This is a genomic window from Simiaoa sunii, assembly GCF_014337175.1.
GTDB classification, from domain to species: domain Bacteria; phylum Bacillota; class Clostridia; order Lachnospirales; family Lachnospiraceae; genus Acetatifactor; species Acetatifactor intestinalis.
Genome location: NZ_CP060633.1, coordinates 503,436 through 517,972, shown reverse-complemented (window position 1 = coordinate 517,972; position 14,537 = coordinate 503,436). Strand labels below are relative to the sequence as shown.

Sequence of the window (14,537 nt, the reverse complement as noted above, 5' to 3'; positions counted from 1 at the left end):
TCCTTATGATAATCGCTTAGTGCTTTTAAGTCCCATTGTGGCAAGCTGCTCATATCCTCTTGCATTTGCCTTTACATCAAGGTTATAGGAAATGTTCTTAGCATCATGACTACCAAAATTCTTCATCACAACTGCCCCGCCACCGACAAATACAATCGGTGTAGTCTTTAAGTTATACCCAAACTCACGGATTGAGTTATATACCTTATCAACAAAATCCTCTATCTCTGCCTTGATAATGGCAAAGTATTCATCATCAATATCTGACCTGCCATATCGCATGATGTTCTGTATCTCTGACTCGTCTACCTCTCCGTTAAGTTGTCTTACACACTGCTCATTGATAGAACGCATACAGGTAATAAGACCTTTTGGTATCGTCACACACTCTGATTCATCCGGTGACTTGTTGATTACCGGCATAATGTCGATTGTCCAGCTACCGATATCTACTATCAGCGTTTTCTTTGCCATTGTAGGAATCTTGTCCACTACTGCTGCATAACACTGAGGGAATACTGCCACATCATCAATTTCAATATAATACGGCTCATTCTCATATTTGAAGCTTACACGCTTATTCTTTGTCAGGTACTTGATAAAATCATTCTTCTCTGCTCCAAACCTTGTAAGTGGTAGTCCTACGGCAAGGAATACCTTTGCCTCTGCAAGACCTCTTCTTTTAAGTTCCTTAGCTACTGCCGCAAGTGTGAGAAGATAAAAGCTGCCATCTTCGACCTTCGTGTCCTTTACCTCCTGTCTCACAGTTCCAACCTTATAGAACTTTCCTTCATACTCGAGTACATCACCGAAAAGTGCTGGAGTTGTTGTAATCTCCTTAACACCTGTGACAAATACCTGAGAGATTGTTTTCATCATTGACCATCCATGATCAATGCCGATTACTTCTAACTTGTTATTCATGTGTTTTGCACATCCTTTCTTCTTAAACAGCCACTTGAACATCTTAACCACCTACTTTCCTATCAGCTTTCGCATACAAGGAAAACAATAACCATTCCCTCGATAATATGGACATCCGACACATTCCGTCGGAAGTTTCTGTTCCTTTTTCTTAGATGGTTTACAACATGTTCCATTGGCACATCTGTTGTTATGTCCCCAGAAGAATCTACAATGCATACAATCTTTTAATTCTCTTTCAAGCTTTTCTTCTGGAGATACAAACCTGCGTTTCTTATGCTTATCTCTTTTTTCAACTGTTCCCACCAGAGCTCTCCTCCCTTCCAAGGAGTGATTGCTCTCTTATCTGTTCCATTGTCCTGTCCGACTCTCCTGCCGTCCTAGCTAACGAATACAATACGATAAGAACAATAATTATTAATGCTATGCTAAATCCCATCACCACTTTATCCTCCTTCAAATTAGTTGCCATATAGACAGAATTTGAATTTGGAAGTGATATAGTCTACATGGCTATGCTTAACGCTAAGCATGTAGGTACACGCCAGTCTTCTAGACTCCTATATCGCCCCGTGTACAAAGAGGTGTTCTCACCTCCGGGAGTTACAGACGAGCCACAAAATGTGTTTCACGACGCCCTTCTGAATTATCAGAAGCACTATCTCCTCTTTTAGCCTTTTGAGGATAAGGACGAACTTCTCGCCCTCTGTGGTTAATTATCCTTACGCAACATGCCTATTCCTTTTACCAGATTTCCATCCAGCTTCTCGCCCTTCATCTTTCAATCCATCAGACTACTAATATGATAGCTGTGACTTTCATCCTCCAGGTACATGCCCCGTAATTTTACTACCTACAGATACTCTGCAGTGCAAACTACTTTGCAAATCTGTAACTGATTATTCAATTGTTATGTCCAATCTCTCTTGGACAATTGATATTCTACAATGCACTTTAATTTTACGGAAGTGACACCACTGGTGTATTTTTACGAATTTTCACCAGTTTTTGGTGTATTTGTCATTTCCTTTAATTTGTTCCATGTATGCTTAGGCAGTTCTCTTGCCGGCTCTCTGAATCGTTCAAGATATTTTTCAAATAATTCCGTATTGATTAATGCTGAATTACCGACTTTATAGACTGCTCCTGCCTCTCTCGCAATTACTATGATTCTAGATTTACTTATCCCATAAATAATCGCTCCTTCCTCTGCATTTACAAATTTTTTCATAAAATCCTTTGTATCTGAATAGCACTTATATGAGTAACTCATTCATCAGTCTCCTTTCACATTTGGCAATGGATGTTTCATTTCTGTTGGCGGTTCTCTGAATTGCTCCATATAATCATCAAAAATTTCCAAATTTATTAATATAGTATTTCCCTTAGCTGTTCCAATCTTATATACAGCACCCGCTGCTCTAGCCATTTCAATAAATCTATGATGCCCTATGCTATATGTCATTGAAGCTTCCCCAATTCTTACAAACTTCTTTTCTACGATTTTGTTTGAACTAGGCACTCTTGCAAAATGTTTCATAAATTTCATCAACCTTTCCTTATGTACTAATATAATCTTTGCAAGCTGATATCTTGCTCCAGCAGCTAATGCTATATCCATTGCCTCATCTCGTGTTACATCTAATAAAGCCATTACTTCATCAATACGAATAAATCTTGGTTTTACAATTTCTTTTCTATAGGCACTAACTGAACCACTCAATGTATTTACCATAACATCACCTACTTATAAAACTCAGAATCTGTAATATGAAAAGTTTCAAGATACTTATCCAATATTTCTGTATTAACAAGTACAAGCTGACCAATCTTATAACAAGCCTTGGCATCCTTAGCCACTTCTTGAAATTTTGTCATTCCCATACTGTACATCTTTGCACCATCTGAATATCTTACAAACTTTTTTGCATCCTCATATCTATCTTTTTTCTTTGATTCATCCATTGCTGTGCTCCTTTCACTTTGACTTCATAACAAATGACGTATTTTCTCCATAACGCAAAAAAGAGGACATCTTCTAAATTTCTTTAGAAAATGTCCTCTTAGTAGTTCATATTCGATTGAGTCTTATTCTTTTCAGATTGTGTACTCTTTCATACTGATGTAAATGACTATGCCAAAATACGTCTTTTAATGCGTCCTTTGACGTACTCAAATGCCTCAATCCCGCATAAACACTAGGTTTATTTATCCAAGCTCTTCATTGTCGGGAAGAGCAGAACATCACGGATCGCAGGAGAGTTGGTCAGCAGCATTACCAGACGGTCGATACCGTAACCGATACCGCCGGTAGGAGGCATACCGATCTCCAGTGCGTTCATGAAATCTTCATCGGTCGTATTGGCTTCCTCATCGCCTGCTGCCAGTGCAGCTTCCTGCGCCTTGAAACGCTCTCTCTGGTCGATGGGGTCATTTAACTCGGAATAAGCATTACACATTTCACGTCCATAGATGAACAGCTCGAAACGCTCTACATAATCAGGCTTGTCCGGCTTTCTCTTGGTCAGAGGAGAGATCTCTACCGGATGATCCATGATGAATACGGGCTGGATCAGATGCTCTTCTACGAACTCCTCGAAGAACAGGTTCAGGATATCGCCCTTGGCATGACGCTCTTCGTAGTGTACACCCTTCTCGTCTGCCAGCTTCTTCGCAGCAGCGGTATCGGGAATCTGGTCGAAATCAACGCCTGCGTATTTCTTGACAGCATCTACCATGGTCAGTCTCTCGAAAGGCTTGCCCAGGTCGATGGTCTCTTCTGCATAAGGGATCACGGTAGTACCGCATACTTCCTGTGCCACATAGCGGAACATGTTCTCAGTCAGATCCATCATTCCGTAATAGTCGGTGTATGCCTGGTACAGCTCCATCAGTGTGAATTCCGGATTGTGTCTGGTGTCCAGACCTTCGTTACGGAATACACGGCCGATCTCGAAGACACGCTCCATGCCGCCAACGATCAGTCTCTTCAGGTACAGTTCCAGGGAGATACGCAGCTTCACGTCCTCATCCAGCGCATTGTAATGGGTCTCGAAAGGTCTTGCTGCCGCACCGCCGGCATTGGATACCAGCATGGGGGTCTCTACTTCCAGGAAGCCCTGTCCGTCCAGATAACGGCGGATGGCGCTGATGATTCTGGAACGCTTTACGAAAGTATCCTTAACATCCTGATTCATGATCAGGTCGGTATAACGCTGACGATAACGGATATCGGTATTGGTCAGGCCATGGAACTTCTCAGGCAGGATCTGTAAGCTCTTGGACAGCAGTATTACCTGGGACGCATGTACGGAGATCTCGCCGGTCTTGGTCTTGAAGACTTCGCCCTCGATACCTACGATATCGCCCACATCATACTTTTTGAAATCCGCATAGGACTCTTCTCCGATGCTGTCTCTTGCCACATATACCTGAATGTTGCCGGGCAGATCCTGTACATTGCAGAAGGATGCCTTACCCATGACACGTTTGGACATTACACGTCCGGCGATACGGACGGTCTTGCCTTCCAGTTCTTCGAAATTATTCTTGATATCAGTGCTGTGATGGGTCACATCATATTTGGTGATCTGAAAAGGATCCTTGCCTGCCTGCTGCAGGTTAGCCAGCTTCTCGCGCTTTACCTTAAGCAGCTGATGAATATCCTGCTCCTGTACATTTGTGTTCTGTGTATCTGCCACTTTTTTCCACTCCTTACTCTGTCTTACTTATTCAACGTTACTTCTCTGGATCTCCAGAATCTTATATGCGAATACACCTGCGGGTGTCTCTACTTCAACGGTATCGCCGACCTTATGGCCGATCAATGCCTTACCTACGGGACTCTCGTTGGAGATCTTGCCCTTTAAGCTGTTCGCCTCGGTGGAACCTACGATCTTGTAATCCAGCTCTTCGCTGTATTCGATATCCAGGATCTTGACCTGGCAGCCGATGTTGATCTTATCCAGATCTACTTCATCCTCGACTACGACTTCTGCGTTCTTCAGGATCTTCTCCAGCTCTTCGATACGGGCTTCGATGTCTCTCTGCTCATCCTTCGCTGCATCGTACTCAGCGTTCTCGGACAGGTCTCCCTGCTCTCTTGCTTCCTTAATCTTCTGAGCCACTTCCTGACGTTTTACCACTTTCAGATCATGTAACTCATCCTCATATTTTCTGAGGCCTTCGTAGGTCAAAATGTTTTTCTTTTCCTGCATGATACCGCACCTTCCTGTTTTCTATATTTTGCGCTACCGACACTCCCGGCAACTATACTAGCCTAATCAACCGAGTTATTATACCCATTTTTACTGATGGTGTCAAGGTATTCCAAGGCTTTTCGCGGGTCTTTCCACTCTTTTTTCATGGAAAAATAACGGATCTGCGGACATCCGGACGTGACACGGCGTTCCTTTTCCTCCGATGCCGGAAAATCCAGCCAGATGCTGCCCGCTGCCAGCCCGCCACCGTAGACTTTGTCACTGTCGCTAAAATCCAGCACCAGGCAGGGCGCCGTCGCCTCCAGCCGCACCCTGTCGTAATCTGACGTTTCCGGTAACAGACGGATCTCCGGGATCAGTCCGTATTCGTCTTCCAGTTCCCAGGTCAGTTCGTCTTCCTCCTCCCGATATTCTCTGTCCGTGAGGTACCATTTCACGCTGCGCAGTGCCGCCACATACCGCAGCAGCACGTAGGACAGAAAGGGATTCTTCCCCAGCACGATCACATCCGGCCACAGCGGATGTCCCATCACATCCTCTCCGTACCGCAGCAGATGTTCCACCCAGTTCTGCTGCCGGTATTCCCGGAATTCCCTTCCGTAATAAAAAGACAGGGGTTCTCGGCACACAATGTATGTGTGGTCCGGATCCTCTGTCAGTTCCCGCAATTGTTCCCGGAGTATTTGCTCCGTCTGTTTCTGTTCCGTGCCATCCGCTCCCGTCACTGCCGCCCTGACCAGACGGTAATCCCGGAATAGATATTCCGTCCGGCGAACAGTCACAGCCTCCGTAGCTTCCTGCGTTTTTGTAGTTTTCCACAGTGCATGGAATATTTTAAAAAGTTTTCCCCGGGGAGCGTTTCCCTTCTGCACAGGCTGTGACTTACATACCGCTGCCTGTGCCCTCTGTTCCACGGTTTGTCTCACCGGATAGAGATACAAAATAGTGTCCATGCTACAGTGTATGCAGCCGGCCCGATTATATGCACAGTGCTGCATCCGGCCTTCCGCAGACACTGCTGTACACCGGGCTCCCGGCACTACTCTTCCTCCGGGAATATGTCATACACGCCCCGGATGAGCTCGTCCATTTTCTCCATGGTGTTGATGGTCTGGCGGAAATGGGCGGAATGGGGCATTCCTACGGTATACCAGGACAGATGCTTGCGCATCTCCCGGACGCCGGTATATTCGCCCTTGTATTCCAGCTGCAATGCCGCATGGCGCAGGATCAGTTCCCGCTTCTCCCTGTTCGTGGGTCTCGCGGGGATCGTGCCGTCTGTAAGGTAGGATACCACTTCCCGGAAGATCCAGGGATTGCCCTCCGCCGCCCGGCCGATCATGACGCCGTCACAGCCGGTCTGCTCCAGAATGGCTTTCGCTTTCTCGGGGCTGTCCACATCGCCGTTACCGATGACAGGGATCTTCACCGCATCCTTCACCTGTGCGATGATGTCCCAGTCTGCCTGTCCGCTGTAATACTGGGCTCTGGTCCGTCCATGCACCGCTACCGCTGCCACACCGCAGGCTTCCGCGATCTTAGCGATCTCCACGGCATTGACATGGTCATCGTCAAACCCCTTCCGGATCTTCACGGTCACCGGCTTGTCGATGGCTCTGACTAACGCCGTCAGGATCTGCTCCACCAGCTTCGGATCCTTCATCAGTGCGGAGCCCTCGCCGTTATTCACTACCTTTGGTACCGGGCATCCCATGTTCAGGTCCAGAATGGAAAAAGGACGCTCCTCGATGCGTTTTGCCATCTCCGCAAGAATCTGCGGATCAGAACCGAACAGCTGCAAGGAAGCAGGCACCTCGTCGGGATGGATCTCCATAAGGCTGTCAGTATTTTTATTGTTATAATAGATTGCCTTGGCACTCACCATCTCCATGCACACCAATGCTGCTCCCATTTCTCGGCAGAGCAGACGAAATGGCAGGTCGGATACGCCTGCCATAGGTGCCAGGATGATGGGATTATCCAGGGTCACATTGCCAATCTGTAATTTCTTCATAATCTCTCCGTGGTCCGGTATCCTAATTTATTTCCCGGATACTACTTCCGGTTCTTGTCGTAAATGATCCGCAGTCCATCCAGCGTCAGAGAGCTGTCATAGATATCAATGCTGTCGGTCTCGTCTGCGATGGCTCGTCCCAATCCCCCGGTGGCTACCACCTTCAGATTGGCAAGACCGCTCTCTTCCTTTACCTTGCGGATGATGTATTCCGTCTGTCCGATCTGACCATACATCAGACCGGCCTGCATACTGGTAATGGTCTCCTGTGCCAGAATAGTCTTCGGCTTGCGGATCTCGATATTCGGCAACTTCGCCGTCTCTTTCCATAAGGCCTCGGAACTGATGCGGATGCCGGGAGCTGTGATACCTGCGGTAAATCTTCCGTCCTCCGTGATCAGGTCATACGTGGTGGCAGTACCGAAATCCAGTACCAACACAGGTCCGCCGTATTTCACATAGGCTGCCACCGCATCGACGATACGGTCCGCACCGATACCTCTGGGATCTTCCGTAGCTACCTTAATACCGCTTTTGACTCCGGGCCCTACGATGAGAGGCTTCGTATGCAGGTAGCGGATGATAGAACTGGTCAGGGAATGCATCACATCCGGCACGACGCTGGCGATGATGGCTCCCTCGATAACAGAAGTCTCAATACCGTTATTTTTCAACAGCTGTGTGATCATGATCCCGTATTCGTCCGAGGTTCTGGGTGTTTTGGTCATGATCCGGAAGGTAGCTGCCAGCTTTTCCCCACAGAAGACACCCATGGTCATATTGGTATTACCCACATCTATGACAAATATCATTCGCCGTCCTCCTCATCCAACAGTTCCGAAACATCTTCTTTTTTGATAAATACGCGGTAATACAGACTTAAGGATTCGAAAAGCTCCTGTCTGCTCCGACGGATCTCAGCGATCAGCAGTCCGGATGAGACCTCATCGTAATAGATGTCATCGTCATCCGCGTTAGTCTCCATGACCACGTTGCCGTCCTCTTCAAAGGCGATGGTAAACACGCCTCCCACTTCCTCAGTGAACAGCACGCAGATGATGTGCAGTTCTTCCTTGATGGATTCGGGAATCATTTTGAATTGTTCTTCGTTAAAGTAATATTTTTTCTCATAGGCATTGGCGCCGCAGAGTACAATTTTGTTCTCGTCCATAATTTTCTATCCTGTTATTTTTATTCTAAATCTGCTTCTGGTTCATGGTGCATCACGCTCCGCTGCCCCAGATGCTACACGTAGCCGTATACCCCACGCACAGACACCTCACCGGCATAGACTTCCTCTATGCTGCCGTCCTGTCTCTCTACGAGAAGCTCGCCCTGATCATTGATTCCCCGGGCGGTACCGCGGAATTCTCCCTTGGGATCCAGCACGCAGACTTCTCTGTCCCGGTTCACCAGGAGCTTTGCATAGGAGTCTCTGAGCCCTTTCAGATCATGGGTCTGTAAGAAGATCTCATAATCCTCCTCAAAAGCTTCCATGATGTCCGCGATCAGCTGGCTGCGGGAGATCCGGAATCCGCACTGTTCCTCGATGGCTGCTGCCCGGTCCCGGATCTCCTCCGGGAATTCCTGCCTGCGCACATTGATGCCCACGCCGATGACAATGTGATGGATATAAGCCTGTTCCATGCTCATCTCCGTGAGGATACCACAGACTTTTTTTCCATCCACCACAATATCGTTGGGCCACTTGATGCCTACCTTTGCCGCACCTTCTTCACTGCCGCGTCCGAGAGTCTGCCGAATACCCTTAGCCACCGCCAGTGCCATGACTAACGTTAACATCGGTGCGCAGTCCGCATTGAAATCCGGTTTGAGCATTAACGTATAGTAAATGTTGCTTCCCGAAGGGCTCTCCCAGCCGCGGCCTCTGCGGCCCCGTCCGGCAGTCTGCTGATCCGCTACGACCAACAATCCGCTCTCTGCTCCCTGTTCCGCTTCCAGCTTGGCGCGGATATTGGTGGAATCAATGCTGTCGAAAAACAGTAAGGGATGTCCCACCCACTTTGTCTTCAATCTGCTTTGGATATCGGCCTGGTTATAGACCTCCTCCGCCTGATCCACCAGGTGGTACCCCTTGTTCTGTACCGCCTCGATGACATAGCCTTCTTTCTTCAGTTGTCCGATTGCTTTCCATACGGCAGTCCGTGATACTCCGAACTGCTCACAGAGTTCCTGTCCGGAGACGTAAGTCTCCTTTTCCCGCAGGAGCTCCAATATCTTTGCTTTCATACTCATAAAGTTGCCGCCATCACTGCCTTGATTGTATGCATACGATTTTCTGCCTCTTCAAATACCAGAGACTGTCCGGATTCAAATACTTCGTCGGTGACTTCCATCTCGGTGATGCCGAAACGCTCACCCATCTGGGCACCGATCTTGGTCTTCAGATCATGGAATGCGGGGAGACAATGCATAAAGATCGCCTGCTCACCGGCATTATCCATCACCGCTTTATTCACCTGATAAGGGGACAATTCCTTGATACGCTCGGTCCATACTTCGTCCGGCTCACCCATGGATACCCAGACATCCGTATAAATGACATCCACATCCTTGGTACCTGCCTTCACATCTTCGGTCAGAGTGATGCTGCCGCCGGTCTGTGCCGCGATTGCTTCACACTCTGCCACCAGCTCTTTTGCCGGGAAATATTTTGCCGTGGTGCATGCGGTAAAGTGCATACCCATCTTCGCACAGGCTACCATCAGAGAGTTTCCCATGTTGTAACGGGCATCTCCCATATAAGTCATGCGGATCCCCTTCAGGTGTCCGAAATGCTCACGGATGGTCAGAAGATCTGCCAGCATCTGGGTGGGATGGAATTCATTGGTCAGTCCGTTCCATACGGGAACCTTGGAGTATTTCGCCAGTTCCTCTACGATATCCTGTCCAAAGCCACGGTATTCGATACCCTCGAACATGCCTGCCAGTACTCTGGCGGTATCGGCGATGCTTTCTTTTTTACCGATCTGGGATCCGGTAGGATCCAGATAAGTGGTACCCATTCCCAGGTCATGCGCTGCCACTTCAAAAGCACATCTGGTACGGGTACTGGTCTTCTCGAAGATCAGAGCCACATTCTTGCCTCGGAGGGTATCTACGGGGATTCCTTTTTTCTTTTTATCTTTCAGGTCTGCCGCCAGGTCCAGCAGATATTCGATCTCTTCCGGTGTAAAGTCCAGTAATTTCAAAAAATCGCGTCCCTTTAAATCCATAATACTCCTCTTTTCCGAGGCTTCGGCCTCTGTATTATTTTTAGATATATGTAATCAATATACTTCATTATCCGGTGTTTTTCAACCCCTCGCAGCATGCACTTTATGCCACGTTTCCTGATCCTTGGAGCAAAAAAGGATCCCTACCGGCATTCCGGAAGAGATCCTCTTTGATCTGTCTGATTCTATTCGTTATGACTTTTATTCTGCTTTTTTGCCGGCTGCTGCCTTGAAGGTCTCTGCTATGCTGGCAATGCCCTGCAGCTCTGCGGGGAGCAGGATGGTGGTGGCCTGACCATCCGCTACTTTCTCGAATGCTTCCAGGCTCTTTAACTTCAGGACTGCGGCATCTGCACCTGCTTCCTTCAGCATCTTGATACCGTCGGCATTCGCCTGCTGCACCTTGAGGATGGCTTCGGCTTCACCTTCTGCCTCGCGGATCATCTTCTCCTTCTCTGCCTCTGCACGGAGGATGGCTGCCTGCTTATCTGCCTCTGCGCGAAGGATGGCGGATTCCTTGGCACCTTCTGCCTCCAGGATCTTAGCCTTTTTCTCACCTTCGGCACGGGTTACGGCTTCACGTCTCTCACGCTCTGCCTTCATCTGCTTCTCCATGGCGTTCTGGATCTCTGCAGGAGGGATAATGTTCTTCAGTTCTACACGGTTCACCTTGATACCCCAGGGATCGGTGGCAATATCCAGTGCCGCACGCATCTTGGTATTAATGGTCTCACGGGAGGTCAGGGTCTGATCCAGCTCCAGGTCACCGATGATGTTACGCAGGGTGGTGGCAGTCAGATTCTCGATCGCCATCATAGGGTTCTCTACGCCATAGGTGAACAGCTTAGGATCGGTGATCTGATAGAAGACTACGGTATCGATCCGCATGGTTACGTTATCTTTGGTAATTACGGGCTGGGGCGGAAAATCCGCTACCTGCTCCTTTAAGTTGACTTTTCTCGCTACTCTGTCGATGAACGGGATCTTTAAGTTAAATCCTACATTCCAGGTAGCCTGATAAGCACCCAGACGCTCGATGACATAGGCCTGTGCCTGGGGAACGATCTTGATACAGGATACGAAGATCCATAATACTAAAACGGCAATAATAATTAATACTATCATTTTTCCTCCTTCTGCGTACGTTTGTGTACGCTGCGTACCCCTTGTACGCACTTTTCCCTCATGTATTGGTTCTACACGATTCTTACGACTGCGGCTCTGATAAGTTTTCCGTCACTTTTGCCATCTGGGGATCCACTTTAACGATCAGCTTGACCCCGTTGACTGCCACAATGTCCACCACGGTCCCGGGCTGTAAATTCAGTCCGTCTTCTTCCGTTCTGGCACTCCATTCCTGTCCACCTACCGTCACCTGGCCGATGCCCTGCAGATTGTCGATCTCACTGGTCACGATCGCCTGTCTGCCGATCATGCTTTCCACATTCGTCCTTACGCGGTCTCTGTTAAAATATCTGACTGCGATGGGTCTGGTGAAAAATAACAGCAGCAGAGATACTGCAAAAAATAACAGGATCTGTAACCAGACCAGTCCATGAAATGCGGCAACGATCACTGCCACAGCCGCGCCTCCGGCGAACCATATGCTCGTCAGTCCCAGAGTAGCGACCTCCACCCCGATCGATACGATCAATACCACAAGCCACAAGGTTACCATTTCGCTCATATAATCACTCCTTTGGTTTTGTAGTTGTATCCAGTGTACTACAAATGTATCTGTATGGCAACTGCAACCTTCGCACGATACTTATGGTTATTGTGCTGTCTGTAGATGTCTTTGTAGTCAAAAAGACGGCATCCCCTTTGGGACACCGCCTCTTTTGTAATTTTGTGATTCTAATTTTGTGATTTTAATAGAATACATGATTACCGATCACGATTCCGTCACGGCCGTTGTTACGTCTGAAGTGTGTCAGATCTCCCACATTGGATACGCCGGAGATGGCTTCTTCCGCTGCCTTGATACAGCTTGCGTTGATCTTGCCGGATTCGTATACGGTATTTACCTTACCGTTCAATGCCGGAGTGAACTGTCCGGACGCATAGATCACACCATGAATGCTACTCGGGTAAGCGCCGCTTCGTACACGGTTCATAACAACAGCACCTACTGCCAGCTGTCCTTCGTAGCTCTCGCATCCTGCCTCGCACTGGATCAATGCTGCCAACAGCTGCGTGGTATCCGCATCGGTGGTGTATTCGCCGTAGTTCACATGACGTTTTGCTTCACGCTCTGCGGCTTCTCTTGCTTTGATCTCCTCTAAAGTCTCACCGGAGTCGATCTGGAAATCTACTGTTACATACTCCGCAGACACATATCCGTCTGCTCCTTCGTAGTCGATGCAGACCCATTCGGGATTACTGTTATCTACTACATCCACTATATCGCCCTTGGGAAGAAGTCCCAGAACTCCGGCCTCCTGATCCGCCTCGGTTCTCACACGAAGAGTCTCCGTGTTGATCTGTGCGATCATTCTGCCCACATCATTGGCCAGTGCCTTCGCATCATCCCCGAACAGGAGATATTCGTCTTTGGCCCAGCCGATCAGCGTACCGGACTGGATCTTGGTCCAACCGTCCCTGCGCTCTAAAATCGTACCTCCACAGTCTTTGTACAGCTTGCCGACCTTGGAAGCATCCTCACTGGCATCGCTTCGTACATTCACGGCATCTCTTACGTTTGCCATGACCAGCCCGGAACTGATCTCTTCCTCAGAGGGGAATGTCAGATTCAATTCCTGCACCGTTGCATTGATGACCTCGGTACTGTTTTTGGAACCGGGGTCTAAGATCGATGCGACACCACCGTTCAGATCATTGACATAGTTTTTAGTATTGCTTGCCTGTGCGGTCATGCTCATTTGCATGCTCAGGAAGATAGAACAGAGCAGTCCTGCACATACAACCAGCATTCTTCTGCTTTTTGTCATCTTGATACACGCCTTTCCCACAGGAAAATTCCCCGGACGGGGTGGTATACCTGCGGATCTCCCAGTGAATAGTATATGATGTATTTCTTAATATTTTCACCAGTTTGTTACAAAAATGTTAAATTTGTTACGCGGAATATCATAGCAGATGACAAATTTTTTGTCAAGTTATTGGGTTTTGGGCGCTATTTAGCCATGACAGCTCGGCTTGCGCCATTCGCAAAGTCGCGTTATCACGCTTTTCGTCACTGCGTGACTACCTTTGCTCATGAACCGGCGCTCAACTCATGAACATATTCGTTCACAAAATCATGTTAACATGATTTTTGCTCTCGACTCTGTTCATGGTCGAGCTGTCACTACATACATTTCGACTTCTCGATGCAGGCGTCCATGGCATCCATCACAGCGGCACGCATGCCCTTCTCTTCCAGTACTTTGACTGCCTGGATGGTGGTACCTCCGGGAGAACATACCATATCCTTTAATTCACCGGGATGTTTTCCGGTCTCCAGCACCATTTTTGCACTGCCGAGTACGGACTGTGCTGCGAATTCATAGGCCTGTTTTCTGGGCATTCCGGCTGCCACAGCTTCATCCGCCATGGCCTCAATAAACATAAATACATATGCGGGAGAGCTTCCGCTGACTCCCACGACCACATCCATCAGACGCTCCGGTACGACACTGGCGATGCCGAAGGAACGAAGCAGGGAAAGCACCTGCTCTGTCTCTTCCTCTGTGACATTCTCCCCTGCGCAGACACCGGTACAGCCCTCCAGCACCAGGGCAGGCGTATTGGGCATGCAGCGGATCAGCTTAAGCTCCGGTCTGCCAAATGCATCCTTCAGATACTGCAGCTTCCTGCCTGCTGCGATGCTGATGATCAGGGTATCTGCCTTCACAGCATCCTTAATCCCGGCGATCACTTCCGGGAAAAAGATAGGCTTTACGGCTAAGAACAGGATATCTGCCTGCTCAGCCACGGCAGTATTGTCTGTTGTTGTGTTAATATTAAATTTTGTTTTAACTTTTTCTGCAGTTGTTTCTGTCTTAGAGGAACCGATGATGTCCTCCGACTTTGCCATGCCCTTCTGCAGCATGCCGCCGATCATTGCCGTTGCCATATTTCCCAATCCGATAAATCCAATCTTCATAATATCTGTCCTCCTGCTCTGTTTTCTATCTAAAT

General features: G+C 48.1%; 16 protein-coding genes. All 16 read right to left on the bottom strand.

Annotation, left to right across the window (positions count from 1 at the left end; genetic code table 11):
* Window positions 1-3 precede the first annotated feature (3 nt).
* The 16 genes from H9Q77_RS02465 to proC all read right to left on the bottom strand — a co-directional run bounded on the left by H9Q77_RS02465 (window position 4) and on the right by proC (window position 14,502).
* Window positions 4-966, bottom strand: coding sequence for a ParM/StbA family protein (locus tag H9Q77_RS02465; RefSeq protein WP_270779780.1), 963 nt, complete (start codon window positions 964-966; stop codon window positions 4-6).
* Between the two features lie 946 nt (window positions 967-1,912).
* On the bottom strand, window positions 1,913-2,155 hold the full coding sequence (locus H9Q77_RS02460; protein ID WP_004611515.1) for a DUF6462 family protein: 243 nt from the start codon (window positions 2,153-2,155) through the stop codon (window positions 1,913-1,915).
* Window positions 2,156-2,200: 45 nt separating this feature from the next.
* On the bottom strand, window positions 2,201-2,659 hold the full coding sequence (locus tag H9Q77_RS02455; RefSeq protein WP_008395356.1) for a DUF6462 family protein: 459 nt from the start codon (window positions 2,657-2,659) through the stop codon (window positions 2,201-2,203).
* Between the two features lie 8 nt (window positions 2,660-2,667).
* Window positions 2,668-2,889 carry a DUF6462 family protein gene (locus H9Q77_RS02450; RefSeq protein WP_008395358.1) on the bottom strand — a complete coding sequence of 74 codons (222 nt, stop codon included), beginning with the start codon at window positions 2,887-2,889 and terminating at the stop codon, window positions 2,668-2,670.
* 239 nt (window positions 2,890-3,128) lie between these two features.
* Window positions 3,129-4,625, bottom strand: coding sequence for a lysine--tRNA ligase (gene lysS / locus H9Q77_RS02445; RefSeq protein WP_249326477.1), 1,497 nt, complete (start codon window positions 4,623-4,625; stop codon window positions 3,129-3,131).
* A 27-nt stretch (window positions 4,626-4,652) separates the two neighbouring features.
* The gene (gene greA, locus H9Q77_RS02440) at window positions 4,653-5,141 is read right to left on the bottom strand and encodes a transcription elongation factor GreA (protein ID WP_118551670.1); all 489 of its coding nucleotides are present in this window, start codon (window positions 5,139-5,141) and stop codon (window positions 4,653-4,655) included.
* A 62-nt stretch (window positions 5,142-5,203) separates the two neighbouring features.
* Entirely contained in the window at window positions 5,204-6,058 is an 855-nt protein-coding gene (locus H9Q77_RS02435; RefSeq protein WP_249326476.1) for a hypothetical protein, read from the bottom strand.
* Window positions 6,059-6,183: 125 nt separating this feature from the next.
* Entirely contained in the window at window positions 6,184-7,158 is a 975-nt protein-coding gene (dusB, locus tag H9Q77_RS02430; RefSeq protein WP_249326475.1) for a tRNA dihydrouridine synthase DusB, read from the bottom strand.
* A 41-nt stretch (window positions 7,159-7,199) separates the two neighbouring features.
* Window positions 7,200-7,970 carry a type III pantothenate kinase gene (locus tag H9Q77_RS02425; RefSeq protein ID WP_118546631.1) on the bottom strand — a complete coding sequence of 257 codons (771 nt, stop codon included), beginning with the start codon at window positions 7,968-7,970 and terminating at the stop codon, window positions 7,200-7,202.
* Window positions 7,967-8,329 (bottom strand): DUF6145 family protein, encoded by a 363-nt coding sequence (locus H9Q77_RS02420; protein WP_022153282.1) that lies wholly within the window; start codon window positions 8,327-8,329, stop codon window positions 7,967-7,969. The genes H9Q77_RS02425 and H9Q77_RS02420 overlap by 4 nt, the downstream gene beginning before the upstream one ends.
* 74 nt (window positions 8,330-8,403) lie before the next feature.
* Complete coding sequence (locus H9Q77_RS02415; RefSeq protein ID WP_118546652.1) at window positions 8,404-9,408, bottom strand: biotin--[acetyl-CoA-carboxylase] ligase; 1,005 nt, start codon at window positions 9,406-9,408, stop codon at window positions 8,404-8,406.
* Window positions 9,409-9,410: 2 nt separating this feature from the next.
* Window positions 9,411-10,394 (bottom strand): ornithine carbamoyltransferase, encoded by a 984-nt coding sequence (argF, locus tag H9Q77_RS02410; RefSeq protein ID WP_022311895.1) that lies wholly within the window; start codon window positions 10,392-10,394, stop codon window positions 9,411-9,413.
* A gap of 201 nt (window positions 10,395-10,595) precedes the next feature.
* The gene (locus H9Q77_RS02405; protein ID WP_118551660.1) at window positions 10,596-11,519 is read right to left on the bottom strand and encodes an SPFH domain-containing protein; all 924 of its coding nucleotides are present in this window, start codon (window positions 11,517-11,519) and stop codon (window positions 10,596-10,598) included.
* Between the two features lie 82 nt (window positions 11,520-11,601).
* Entirely contained in the window at window positions 11,602-12,081 is a 480-nt protein-coding gene (locus H9Q77_RS02400; protein ID WP_249326474.1) for an NfeD family protein, read from the bottom strand.
* Window positions 12,082-12,265: 184 nt separating this feature from the next.
* The gene (locus H9Q77_RS02395; RefSeq protein ID WP_118546650.1) at window positions 12,266-13,345 is read right to left on the bottom strand and encodes a cell wall hydrolase; all 1,080 of its coding nucleotides are present in this window, start codon (window positions 13,343-13,345) and stop codon (window positions 12,266-12,268) included.
* Window positions 13,346-13,704: 359 nt separating this feature from the next.
* Window positions 13,705-14,502 carry a pyrroline-5-carboxylate reductase gene (gene proC / locus H9Q77_RS02390; RefSeq protein WP_118546630.1) on the bottom strand — a complete coding sequence of 266 codons (798 nt, stop codon included), beginning with the start codon at window positions 14,500-14,502 and terminating at the stop codon, window positions 13,705-13,707.
* Between the last annotated feature and the right edge of the window lie 35 nt (window positions 14,503-14,537).